Annotated in this window: 11 protein-coding genes and 1 riboswitch; all 11 genes read left to right on the forward strand. The window is 40.3% G+C overall.

Annotated features, from left to right (window positions below):
* The first annotated feature begins 20 nt into the window (after positions 1-20).
* The 11 genes from RCG22_RS15760 to mmuM all read left to right on the forward strand — a co-directional run bounded on the left by RCG22_RS15760 (position 21) and on the right by mmuM (position 12,263).
* Positions 21-1,442 carry a peptidoglycan DD-metalloendopeptidase family protein gene (locus RCG22_RS15760; protein WP_308103695.1) on the forward strand — a complete coding sequence of 474 codons (1,422 nt, stop codon included), beginning with the start codon at positions 21-23 and terminating at the stop codon, positions 1,440-1,442.
* A gap of 384 nt (positions 1,443-1,826) precedes the next feature.
* On the forward strand, positions 1,827-2,537 hold the full coding sequence (yycF, locus tag RCG22_RS15765; protein ID WP_098260310.1) for a response regulator YycF: 711 nt from the start codon (positions 1,827-1,829) through the stop codon (positions 2,535-2,537).
* Positions 2,538-2,542: 5 nt separating this feature from the next.
* Positions 2,543-4,369, forward strand: coding sequence for a cell wall metabolism sensor histidine kinase WalK (walK, locus tag RCG22_RS15770; RefSeq protein WP_308103696.1), 1,827 nt, complete (start codon positions 2,543-2,545; stop codon positions 4,367-4,369).
* Positions 4,366-5,688, forward strand: a complete 1,323-nt coding sequence (locus RCG22_RS15775) for a YycH family regulatory protein (protein ID WP_308103697.1) — start codon at positions 4,366-4,368, stop codon at positions 5,686-5,688. The genes walK and RCG22_RS15775 overlap by 4 nt, the downstream gene beginning before the upstream one ends.
* The gene (locus RCG22_RS15780) at positions 5,675-6,475 is read left to right on the forward strand and encodes a two-component system regulatory protein YycI (protein WP_308103699.1); all 801 of its coding nucleotides are present in this window, start codon (positions 5,675-5,677) and stop codon (positions 6,473-6,475) included. Before RCG22_RS15775 ends, RCG22_RS15780 begins: the two co-directional genes overlap by 14 nt.
* A gap of 6 nt (positions 6,476-6,481) precedes the next feature.
* Entirely contained in the window at positions 6,482-7,276 is a 795-nt protein-coding gene (locus tag RCG22_RS15785) for an MBL fold metallo-hydrolase (RefSeq protein ID WP_308103700.1), read from the forward strand.
* Between the two features lie 200 nt (positions 7,277-7,476).
* Positions 7,477-8,718, forward strand: a complete 1,242-nt coding sequence (locus tag RCG22_RS15790) for a S1C family serine protease (protein ID WP_308103701.1) — start codon at positions 7,477-7,479, stop codon at positions 8,716-8,718.
* Positions 8,719-8,867: 149 nt separating this feature from the next.
* Positions 8,868-9,026, forward strand: a complete 159-nt coding sequence (locus RCG22_RS15795; protein ID WP_308103704.1) for a CxxH/CxxC protein — start codon at positions 8,868-8,870, stop codon at positions 9,024-9,026.
* A gap of 101 nt (positions 9,027-9,127) precedes the next feature.
* A complete protein-coding gene (gene rlmH / locus RCG22_RS15800) occupies positions 9,128-9,607 on the forward strand; it encodes a 23S rRNA (pseudouridine(1915)-N(3))-methyltransferase RlmH (protein WP_308103705.1) in 480 nt (159 codons plus the stop codon).
* 136 nt (positions 9,608-9,743) lie between these two features.
* A riboswitch (SAM riboswitch) is annotated at positions 9,744-9,848 on the forward strand.
* 83 nt (positions 9,849-9,931) lie between these two features.
* Positions 9,932-11,341, forward strand: coding sequence for an S-methylmethionine permease (gene mmuP, locus RCG22_RS15805; RefSeq protein WP_308107175.1), 1,410 nt, complete (start codon positions 9,932-9,934; stop codon positions 11,339-11,341).
* On the forward strand, positions 11,316-12,263 hold the full coding sequence (gene mmuM / locus RCG22_RS15810; RefSeq protein WP_308103706.1) for a homocysteine S-methyltransferase: 948 nt from the start codon (positions 11,316-11,318) through the stop codon (positions 12,261-12,263). Before mmuP ends, mmuM begins: the two co-directional genes overlap by 26 nt.
* The last annotated feature ends 62 nt before the right edge of the window (positions 12,264-12,325 follow it).

Consider the following 12,325-nt stretch of genomic DNA (forward strand, 5'->3'; position numbering starts at 1 on the left):
CCGTGGTTTAGGGAGGAAAAATGTTATTTTTAAATAAGATATCACAAACGAAAAAATTATTAATCAAAACAACAATCGCAACGACAATGGCTTCATCGCTTATTGCCTTTAGTAACGGTCCGGTTGCATTTGCCGACACATTCAAATCAACCAAGGATTATGAAGTATATCTTGACGGTACATATATAGGAAATGTTGTTGATAAGGCTGTAGTCAATAAAATAATTGCTGAAAAGGTCGATAACACGAATACTATCAGTCAACAAGTGCAGTACATTCCATATCAAGTATTTCCATCTGCTGCAAACGACCAAGAAACAGGCCAAACAATGAAGAGTATATTTCAACTGCAAACAGAGGCAGCGGCGATCATCATCGATGGTAAGCCCATTGTTTACGTTGATAATCAAAAAACAGCAGAAGAAGTAATGAAGAAGTTGATCCATCAATATGTACCTGAGGAACAATTAGCAGAACTTAAGGCTAGAAAAGATTCATCTAATTCATCTCTGCCAGCATTAAAGGAAAATGAGTCTCGTTTATTGGATGTTCGATTATCAAAAGATGTTTCATTTTCTGTAGAAACGATTGTTCCAGAAAAGATTTTGACAGCTGAAGAAGCCGTATCCTTTTTACAAAAAGGTACAATAGAAGAAAAGGACTATGTGATTCAAAACGGTGATGTCCTAGAAACAATTGCCCAAAATCACAACTTAAAGATTGCGGAAATCTTAGCGATCAATCCGAGCCTAACCGAGGATACACTCTTAAAGATTGGTCAAAAAATTAATGTTACCGTTCCAAAACCGTTTATCGAAGTAATTGTTGATAAAGAAGTGCATAAAAAGGAAGAGATTCCTTATCAAAATAAAATTGTTGAGGACTCCTCAATCCTAAAAGGCAAGACAGAGGTAAAGCAAGAGGGGAAAACTGGTTCACGTGCTGTAACGTATAAAATTTCTGAGCAAAATGGTGTCACAGTGCAGAAAGCGGAGTCAAATGTAACGACCCTTGAACAGCCTGTTGATCAAATTGTCATTAAAGGAACAAAAGTAATACCATCCCGCGGTGAAGGAAGCTTTGCTTGGCCGACTGTTGGCGGATATATTTCTAGCAAGCAGGGTCCTAGATGGGGTAGAATGCACAAAGGAATTGATATTGCCAGACCAAGCAATAGAACGATCAAAGCAGCGGATAATGGTGTGGTTGTTTCTGCTGGCTGGGGCGGCGGATATGGTAATAAAATTGTCATTGACCATCGCAATGGGTACCGTACGCTATATGGGCATATGTCCTCACTGAAGGTAAAGGTTGGCCAGACGGTTTCCAAAGGTTCTGCCATTGGAATCATGGGTGCTACAGGAGATGCTACAGGAGTACACTTGCATTTTGAAGTATACAAAAACGGCAGCCTGGTAAACCCACTTTCATATTTAAGATAAAAGGCAAGTCTCTAGATGATCCTAGAGACTTTTCTTATTTTTAGGATTTGGAACCTTGGCCGTTGATTTCCACTCCAGGCGCTTCGCTTTCCGCGGGCGGTCCGGGAAGCCTCCTCGGCGCTAGCGCCTGCGGGGTCTCCCCAGCCCCGTCCTCCCGCAGGAGTCTTCGCGCCTTCCGCTCCAATCAACTTGGTTGTAATATCAACAATTACCTTCACACATTCTATTTTTTATAAATAGAAAATATTGTAATTACAATACTGCCAATTGCTGCTTTTAGGTGAATTTATACGAATAACATGATACAGTAAACTAGTACAGTTATGACTTCTAGTAGTATTTAATTAAATAGATGAGATTGACTTACTGATAAGGAGAGATGGTATGGAAAAGAAAATTCTTGTTGTGGATGATGAAAAGCCAATTGCGGATATTCTCCAGTTCAACTTAAAAAAAGAAGGATACATTGTCTATTGTGCTTATGATGGAAATGAAGCCATTCAGTTGGTAGATGAAATACAACCCGACTTAATCCTCCTAGATATTATGCTTCCCTTACGTGACGGAATGGAAGTATGCCGTGAAGTCCGTAAAAAGTATGAAATGCCGATTATTATGCTGACAGCAAAAGACTCTGAAATTGACAAGGTCCTTGGACTTGAACTCGGTGCCGATGATTATGTAACGAAGCCGTTTAGCACAAGAGAATTAATTGCACGCGTAAAAGCGAATTTACGGCGCCACCAGCAGATTCTATCGCAACCGGATGCAGAGAATGAAACCAATGAAATAGAAATTGGTTCACTGACCATCCATCCGGATGCATATGTCGTTTCAAAACGCGGTGAGACAATTGAGCTTACACATCGCGAATTTGAATTGCTTTTCTATTTAGCAAAGCATATTGGACAGGTTATGACGAGGGAACACCTCCTGCAAACCGTATGGGGTTATGATTACTACGGCGATGTAAGGACGGTTGATGTAACCGTGAGAAGATTGCGGGAAAAAATTGAGGATAGCCCAAGTCATCCAACGTGGATTGTCACACGCCGCGGGGTTGGATACTATTTGCGGAATCCTGAACAGGAGTAAGAGGAATGAGAAAGGTTGGTTTCTTTCGCTCTTTACACGTAAAATTCGTTATCATCTATGTCCTCCTTATTCTAGTGGCCATGCAAATTATCGGCGTTTATTTTGTCAAACAGCTCGAAGAAACACTGCGGACAAACTTCCAAACGTCGTTAAAACAACGGGTTGATTTGCTTGCCTATAATATTGTTGAGGAAATGGAGAAGGAGAGAACGCCTGAAGATCCAACACTCGAAGAAGATATTAAAGGAATCCTTAGAGACTTTGATGCAGGTGATATTTCTGAGGTTCAGGTGATTGAAAATAGATCTCTTAAAATACTTGGTACTTCTCATCCCAGCAATCAAGGGGTGGTCGGGCAACGGACAACCAAACTCCAGGTGAAGCAATCCATGGTTTTGGAAGAGGACCAAAGTTCTATTAATATTGATGAACAAACAGGACATCGGATTTGGGTCCTCTCTACCCCAATTAAATCGGGTAAGAAGGTCATTGGTGCCATTTATTTGGTGGCGAAAATTGAGAATGTTTTTGAACAAATGAAAACCATCAATGGAATTTTTGCAACAGGGACAGCGATTGCCTTATCGATTACAGCCATATTAGGGATATTATTGGCACAGACCATCACAAGGCCGATTGCCGATATGAAGAAGCAGGCCATTGCAATGACCAAAGGTAATTTTTCGAGAAAAGTAAAAGTATACGGCAATGATGAACTTGGGACACTGGCCGTTACATTTAATAATTTAACGAAAAAGCTCCAGGAAGCACAAGCGATGACTGAAGGGGAACGCAGAAAGCTATCCTCTGTTTTGTCTTATATGACGGATGGAGTCATTGCCACCGACCGAAAAGGCCGGGTTATTTTAATCAATGAACCGGCGGCAGAAATGCTGAATGTTTCACGTGAAACAGTGCTGACTCAGCCCATCGTATCCTTATTAGATTTGGATGATACCAATTCCTTTGAAGATTTACTAGAGGAAAAGGATTCGATCATTTTAGATTACAGTACCAAAACAGAGCGCTTTTTCCTGCGAGCTAACTTCTCTGTGATCCAAAAAGAGACGGGCTTTGTTAATGGGCTCATTGCCGTGTTGCATGATATCACGGATCAGGAAAAAATCGAGGCGGAACGCAGAGAGTTCGTCGCCAATGTATCCCATGAACTGAGGACGCCGCTAACGACGATGAGGAGTTACCTAGAAGCTTTAGCTGATGGAGCATGGCGCGATGAGGAGATTGCCCCGAATTTCTTAGAAGTGACGCGGACCGAAACGGAAAGAATGATCCGTCTTGTCAATGACCTGCTCCAGCTTTCAAAAATGGATAGTACGGATTACAGGTTAACGATCGAGTGGGTAAACTTTGTCGATTTCTATAATCGCATCATTGATCGGTTGGAAATGTCGAAGGAACAAAACGTTACCTTCAAACGAAAGCTTCCAAACCATGCAATATTTGTTGAAGTAGATGAAGATAAGATGACGCAGGTCCTATACAATATTATTTCCAATGCCTTAAAATATTCACCGGAAGGCGGACAGGTTACTTTTTCGATTAAAGAAAAGGACGATAAAATTATTGTCAGCGTAAGTGACCAAGGCGTGGGAATTCCGAAAGAAAATATTGGAAAAATCTTTGACCGTTTTTATCGGGTTGATAAAGCGAGAGCAAGGAAATTAGGCGGTACGGGACTAGGTCTAGCCATTGCAAAAGAAATGGTTAATGCTCATGGCGGAGCAATCTGGGCAACCAGTGAGGAAGGAAAAGGTACAAAGATTTCCTTTTCACTTCCCTATGAACGTTCTGAAGAGGATGAATGGTCATGAGATACGAAAATATTAAATCAGGGATTTTAACATTTTTAGTCTTAGTTAGTATTCTTTTAACATGGAGTCTTTGGACCTACCAGCCCAATTATAAAACGATGGAAAATGGCAGCTATGTAAAAGAAGTCACAGTCAGTGAAAAACAAGAGGTTCAAAAAATTATTCGACCTGATCAGGTATTTTATCATGTAAAAGGTCAGCATTACGGTACGAACAACACGGAAGAAATCGAAAAGATAAGTAAGGAATTAAGCAGTTGGGCCTTTTTTGATGTAAAAAGGTATACAAGTGAAGTGAAAAATATCAAGGATTTAACCCATAGGAGTGGCAATACTGAAATTATTTTCCCGGGAGAAGTACCGATCGAATTATACCGCAGTGTCTTAAATATTGAAGCGAAAAAAATACCTTCCTTCAACTTTAATCGAATCATTATTAATGTGGAGAATTCAGAAAAGGAAAACGGGAATGTTTATTTTGTGTCCACGGAAGACCAGCAAGTGTATATTAGCCACGTTTCCTCAGCGAATTTAACTGAATTTATACGTGATTATTATAAGAAGGCAGCGCATTACCCACGCTATTTTGCTTATGAAGCTTCAGAATGGCGGACGATTTTCCTGCCGGAAACTGAAACTGAAATGACGACCTATAAGTATTTGCCCGTTACTCTTGATTCAGAGGAATTCAAAGATGCCCTGTTCAGTGACCCTAGTTTTGTACAAAAAAGCTCGGTACCTCCAGTTGAGGAATATACGAGCGATTCTAGTAAAATGACGGTCAACTTTGATAGCAATGTCCTTCGCTATGTCAATCCAACGGTTGAGGAGAATTATGTCAACAGTTCTTATGATTTAGTCAAACGCAGCATTGACTTTGTGAATGAGCATGGCGGCTGGACCGACCCATATCGTTATGTTTATAAAAATGAATTCACGCACTCCGTTACCTTTCGTTTATATAACACGGAGGGCTATCCCGTCTTTAACGGGAATGGAATTTCTGAAATTAGTGAGGTGTGGGGTCGAGATGAAATCAATAAATATATTCGGCCAAACATTGCATTAGAGCTTCCGCTAACCACTGAAATGAAAAAGGTAACTCGCCCATCAGGACATGATGCACTGAAATTTATCCAGAACAAAAAGAACTTTAAGCCGAGCCTTCTTGAGGAAATGGTCCTGGGCTATTCTCTGGAAAGGGATACCGACGAGAATAAGCTAATCGTTTTAGAACCTGCCTGGTTCTATCGCTATGGCAAAACCTGGGGACAGATTACGATGGAAGACTTAGGAGGTTTGCAGCATGGATTGGAGTAAGATAAAAACGATTTTTATCATCACGTTTTTAATTTTAGATGTTTATCTCTTATTTCAATTTATGAAAATCCGTGATGCCAATAAATATGAGGTCATTACGGAAGCCTCGTTTGAAGAAAAACTGAAGGCGGATGAGATCACGTATAAGGATCTTCCTAAGGATCCCATTCAAGCTCAGTATCTTAGTGCCAAGCCCAAGGTGTTTACTAAGGTGGATATTGAGAAGCTGAAGGACGAGCCTGTGGTGATTAGAGGAGCAGGGACAACCACTCTTCATGCCATTTTAGAAAAGCCTTTGCAGTTAACGGCTAAGTTTGAACCAGCCGAGCTGTCCGCCTTTTTAAATAAAAATGTTCTTAATGGTGAGGATTACCAATTTGGTGAGAAAAGTGATAAGGATGAAACGATCACTTACTATCAACAATCAGAGAATTACCCTTTATATAAAAATATTAATGGGATGATTACCTTTAAATTAGATGAAAAGAATGAAATTGTGTCATATGAACAGACCCTTCTAGAGGAAATGGAAAAGTTAACAGCTAAGGAAGAAATCCTTCAGCCGTTAAAGGCGATTGAAACTTTGCACCAGAAAGGGATGTTGAAGTCCAAGAGCCACATTACGAGGATAGAACTGGGCTACTCCACGCTTATTCAGTTGGCTGCTTCCCAAGTTTTGGCGCCAACGTGGCGTTTTGAGGTCGATGGCAAGGAGAGCCTGTTTGTGAACGCATTTGAAGGGCAGATTATCCAATTTAACAGCGACGAAAATAGTAAAGTGGAGTGAAATAGTATGTCTTTAAGTTATAGCATTCTTGCAAGCGGGAGTACAGGGAACGCCCTTTATGTGGAGTCAGATGAACATTCGTTTCTAGTGGATGCCGGGTTTAGCGGGAAGCAAATGGAGGCGCTGTTCGGTCAAATTGATCGTGATATTAGCAAGCTTTCCGGGATATTTGTTACCCATGAACACAGTGACCATATTAAAGGAATAGGGATTCTCGCTCGTAAGTATCACTTGCCAGTCTATGCGAATGAAAAAACTTGGCGGGCGATGGAACACAACGTCGGCGCCATTCCAACAGAGCAAAAGTTTGTTTTCAATATGGAAACCGTGAAGAGCTTTGGTGCCGTTGATATTGAATCCTTCGGGGTATCACATGATGCAGCGGAACCGATGTTTTACGTTTTCCATCATGGAGGGAAGAAACTTGTCCTAATTACTGATACAGGTTATGTAAGTGACAGGATGAAAGGAACCATCTCCAATGCCGACGTGTATATTTTTGAATCCAACCATGATGTTCAAATGCTGCGGATGGGCAGATATCCATGGAACATTAAACGAAGGATTTTAAGTGATGTTGGCCATGTTTCTAATGAGGACGCAGCCTTCGCCATGAGCGATGTAGTAGGCGACCAGACAAAGCGGATTTACCTTGCCCATTTAAGCATGGACAATAACATGAAGGACTTAGCCAAAATGGCCGTAACCCAGACGCTTCAGGAGCGAGGGCTAATTGTAGGCGAACAATTCGGGCTTTATGATACCGACCCGAAAATCCCAACTGCGTTAACTGCTGTGTAGCGTATTTTAAAAGAATGAAGAGCCTATTTTACAGGCACTTCATTCTTTTTTTATAAGATATGAAAAAACTATGAACAAAGTCGTAAGTTTTGATTAACGCAAGGTAATTATTTAGTAATTTCAAGTTGAATGAGTATAATTGTAAGTATAAGCCAAAATAAACGGTAGCAATCTTTTCGGAAAGTGAGGAATGGTGCAAAGTGGGTTATTATGATGATCATTCACAAAACCGCTTCAGGGAACAGAAAGGAAACAAAGCTGGAATTTTTTTCGCAAGTGTCGTTGGTGTGATACTTGGTGCAATTTTAGTTATCATAGCTATTCCGGCCCTATCCAATCGAGGTATTCTTCCCTACCAAATTGAAACAAACGAAAATACTGCAGTTGAATCAACTACCAATGATAATCAGAATGTTATCCAAAAGCAGATTACCTATGATGTGAATACCAATACAACAAAAGCAGTTGAAAAAGCTGCAGATGCAGTTGTCGGAATCAACAACATTCAGTCCGCGAGTTTTTGGTCAGACGAAGAAGCAGGTTCATCAGGGGAAGAGGCTGCTGGTACGGGGTCAGGTGTTGTCTATAAGAAGGCTGGAGGAAAGGCCTTTGTTGTCACCAACCATCATGTCGTGGAAGGGGCAACAAAGCTGGAAGTAAGCTTTAGTGACGGCACAAAGATCCCAGCAAAACTGCTCGGCAGTGATGTTTGGACCGATTTGGCCGTGCTTGAAGTCGATGCGGATAAGATTAAAAAGGTTGCTGAATTCGGTGATTCTGATAGGTTAAAAATGGGTGAACCTGTAATCGCGATCGGTAACCCGCTTGGTGCCACCTTTTCGGGGTCGGTCACACAAGGAATTATTTCTGGACTGAAGCGGACCATTCCTGTTGATATTAATCAGGATGGATTAATCGACTGGAATGCAGAAGTACTACAAACCGATGCAGCGATCAATCCTGGAAACAGCGGCGGTGCCTTAATTAATATTGCCGGCCAGCTAATTGGAATTAACTCGATGAAAATAGCTCAAAATGCGGTTGAAGGAATCGGTTTATCCATTCCAATTAACTCCGCACGCCCAATCATTGACGACCTTGAAAAGTTTGGTACAGTTAAACGCCCATACATGGGAGTCGATTTGAAATCAGTCTCTGAGATTCCAGCCTACTATCAAGAAGAGGCATTGAAACTGCCTCGAAATATTAATTATGGAGTTGCTTTACGACAAGTCATTCCGAATTCACCCGCAGCTCAAGCTGGAATGAAAGAGTTAGATGTTATTGTAGAGATGGACGGAGAAAAAATTAATGACGTCATCGACCTCCGAAAACACTTGTATCAGAAAAAGAAAATTGGCGAGCAAATGAAGATTAAATATTACCGTAGTGGTAAATTGAAACAAACCAGATTAACATTAACAGGAGATACAACTCAATGATGCTCTATCATTAGCAGGAAGGTGAAGATTTCACTTTCCTGTTTTTTTCTATGGTATTATGTATAAGTTACAGTATCCGCTCGTATGACAGGATACTTTAAAGCAAACAATAAAATTAACGAATATGTATAGAAAGGTTGAACTAAAAAATGATTTATAGCTGTGAAGAGCATGTGGATATTGCCTTAGATGACATTGTGGATGAATTTATGACATTTCCGGTATTATCAAAAATAGATGGGGATAACTTATCAACAAGCTGTGAATATTGTCAAAATCCAGCAACATATATGGTGGCGAACAAGTGATTCCATACAAGATGTGGATAAAAATTGTGAATATGTGGATAACTTCTGTGGATAACTTGTTTGTAAGCTGTTTGTAATCAAGTTGAAAAGGGTTGTGGATTGTGAATATCTCAATTATTACGGTTGGTAAATTGAAAGAGAAATATTTAAAACAGGGTATTGAGGAATATTTAAAGCGACTAACTGCGTATGCAAAGGTAGATGTCATCGAAGTATCTGATGAAAAAGCACCCGAAGAATTAAGTGGGTTAGAAATGATCCAGGTAAAGCAAAAAGAAGGGGAACGGATATTAGCAAAGATCAGCCAGGATACATATGTCATTGCCTTAGCGATTCAAGGAAAATTAGGATCGTCCGAAGAACTGGCTGATTCATTAGATAAACTGGCTACCTATGGAAAAAGTAAAATTGCCTTTGTAATTGGCGGGTCATTGGGCTTAAGTGAGGAAGTCATCAAACGATCGAATGAGCAGCTATCTTTTTCACGGATGACCTTCCCCCACCAGTTGATGAGACTAATACTCGTGGAACAGATTTACCGAGCGTTTCGGATTAATCGGGGGGAACCGTACCATAAGTAACGGCGAAATTTTTACTTGAATTTATATTAGATAAGCATAATTATAATATTTTTTGCTTATAAGGTTTTAAAATTCTTAAAAAACTCAGAAATATATTGACAATTATTTAATAGATTGATAAAGTTTAAAAAAATATTTCTTATCCAGAGAGGTGGAGGGACTGGCCCAATGAAACCTCAGCAGCAGGTCTAATAAGACACTGTGCTAATTCCATCGGGTGTGAAGCCTAGATAGATAAGAGCTACGTTATTATTTGTCAGTAACGCACTCATTTATCTGAGTGCGTTTTTTGTTTTTTCTGGATGTAGGAAAAAGGGGACTATGATGGAGAAGAAAAGCAAGCAAAAATTTCAAAGAAAAATGCAGACACGGCATTTAGTTATGCTATCGCTCGGCGGAGTGATTGGAACAGGATTATTCTTAAGTTCGGGTTACACGATTCAACAAGCTGGCCCGTTTGGGACTATTATGTCCTATCTGATTGGTGCACTTGTGGTTTATCTCGTCATGCTATGTTTAGGAGAGCTTTCCGTACATATGCCTGAAACTGGTGCCTTTCACAGTTATGCGACTAAATATATTGGACCAGGGACTGGGTATACAGTTGCTTGGTTGTACTGGCTAACTTGGACTGTTGCTTTAGGTTCTGAATTTACGGCTGCAGGATTATTAATGCAGCGATGGTTTCCATCCATTAATGTCTGGGTTTGGAGTTTGCTGTTTGCTATTTTGGTTTTTGTCTTAAATATACTGACGGTTAAGTTTTTCGCTGAATCTGAATTCTGGTTTGCGTCTATAAAGGTAATAGCGATTGTTCTGTTTATTGTTGTAGGAGTAGCGGCAATGGTAGGTTTCCTTCCGATGACTCATTCCCAATCGGCACCGTTCTTCTCTAATTTTACAAGTGCAGGTTTATTTCCTAATGGTGCTTTTGCGATTGTCATGACAATGCTTGCGGTTAACTTTGCCTTTTCAGGAACGGAATTAATAGGAATTGCAGCGGGGGAAACAGCAAATCCGGAAAAAACGATACCAAAGGCCATTCGTACTACATTGTGGAGATTGATTATCTTTTTTGTAGGAACGATTGTTGTATTATCTGCATTATTGCCTACTTCAGATGCAGGAGTATTAGAGAGCCCCTTTGTTACCGTTCTTGAACAAATTGGCGTACCATATGCAGCGGATATTATGAACTTTGTCATATTAACAGCCATTCTATCTGCGGCAAACTCAGGTCTTTATGCCTCTTCAAGAATGCTTTGGTCACTAGCAGATAAGAATACGATATCACCCATTTTTGCAAAATTAACAAAACAAGGTGTTCCAATATATGCAGTCATTTTTAGCATGTGTGGCGGTGGTTTAGCTTTGTTCTCAAGTATTATTGCACCAGATACAGTGTATATCGTACTTGTATCCATTTCGGGCCTAGCTGTGGTGGTAGTTTGGATGAGTATTAGTGCTTCACAGTTTTTCTTTCGCAGACAATATATTAAAGAAGGAAATTCCGTAAAGGACTTAGTTTATCGTACACCATTCTATCCTTTGGTACCAATCGCTTCCTTTATCCTTTGTCTTGCTTCTTGTATTGGAATCGCATTTGACCCTACCCAACGAATTGCCTTATATTGTGGCATTCCATTTATCTTGTTTTGCTATGCAAGTTATTATGTAACCCAGAGTTTAAAGAAAAGAGGAGCAGACTATGTCCAACAAAATCAACCCTATTAAGGCTATTTTATCAGAACATTCCATTATGCTACTGGACGGAGCGTTAGCCACAGAGCTTGAGTCGTATGGGTGTAATTTGGACGATCCCCTCTGGTCTGCACGTGTATTACTAGAAAATCCAGAATTGATTTATCAGGTTCATTCTGACTATTTTCGTGCTGGAGCGGACTGTGCCATAACGTCAAGCTATCAAGCAACCATTGACGGTTTTTCCAAGCGTGGTATCCAAGAGAAAGAAGCTTTAGAACTAATTAAGGAAACGGTATTACTTGCGAGAAAAGCAAGAGATGATTTTTGGCAGGAAAATTCACAGACCAATAGACCTAAGCCATTGGTTGCCGCATCCGTTGGTCCTTATGGGGCTTACCTAGCGGATGGTTCAGAGTATGTGGGAAACTACGGTGTTACAGATGAAACATTAATAGACTTTCATCGCACAAGAATGTCAGCGTTGATTGAAGCAGGTGCTGATCTATTAGCATTTGAAACGATTCCTTCCCTGCAGGAAGCGAAGGTATTAGCTTCATTGTTGAAGGAATTTCCAGATACATATGCCTGGCTATCCTTTTCTTTGAAAAATGAGAAAGCGATAAGTGACAATACGCCGCTGGCAGAGTGTGCGAGAGTGTTTGGCGACAACGAACAAATTGTTGCCATTGGTCTCAATTGTGCACCAGTGACAATCGTGACGGAAGCTATCAACGAGTTGCGAACAAACACCAAAAAACCGATTATTGTTTATCCGAACTCTGGTGAAACCTATAATCCAGAAACTAAAACATGGCATGGTCAAGAATTATGTAATGGGCTCGACTTTAAATCTGAAGAATGGTACCTTGCAGGGGCACGACTAATAGGGGGATGCTGCAGAACAGCACCGCATCATATTGAAGAGATTTCAAAAAAGTGGCGAACTTCTTAATTATTTAGATTGTTACGGAGAACCGTACCATGAATAGTGATGGTTTTTTATATATTAACTTT

This window comes from Neobacillus nitrireducens, from assembly GCF_030915405.1.
Classification (GTDB): Bacteria; Bacillota; Bacilli; order Bacillales; family Cytobacillaceae; genus Neobacillus.

Bases quoted from the DNA above. Each gene is read 5' to 3' on its own strand.
- RCG22_RS15780 (WP_308103699.1), top strand. From the start codon at position 5,675: ATGGATTGGAGTAAGATAAAAACGATTTTTATCATCACGTTTTTAATT.
- RCG22_RS15760 (WP_308103695.1), top strand. From the start codon at position 21: ATGTTATTTTTAAATAAGATATCACAAACGAAAAAATTATTAATCAAA.
- RCG22_RS15785 (WP_308103700.1), top strand. From the start codon at position 6,482: ATGTCTTTAAGTTATAGCATTCTTGCAAGCGGGAGTACAGGGAACGCC.
- RCG22_RS15775 (WP_308103697.1), top strand. From the start codon at position 4,366: ATGAGATACGAAAATATTAAATCAGGGATTTTAACATTTTTAGTCTTA.
- RCG22_RS15795 (WP_308103704.1), top strand. From the start codon at position 8,868: ATGATTTATAGCTGTGAAGAGCATGTGGATATTGCCTTAGATGACATT.
- yycF (WP_098260310.1), top strand. From the start codon at position 1,827: ATGGAAAAGAAAATTCTTGTTGTGGATGATGAAAAGCCAATTGCGGAT.
- mmuP (WP_308107175.1), top strand. From the start codon at position 9,932: ATGGAGAAGAAAAGCAAGCAAAAATTTCAAAGAAAAATGCAGACACGG.
- mmuM (WP_308103706.1), top strand. From the start codon at position 11,316: ATGTCCAACAAAATCAACCCTATTAAGGCTATTTTATCAGAACATTCC.
- walK (WP_308103696.1), top strand. From the start codon at position 2,543: ATGAGAAAGGTTGGTTTCTTTCGCTCTTTACACGTAAAATTCGTTATC.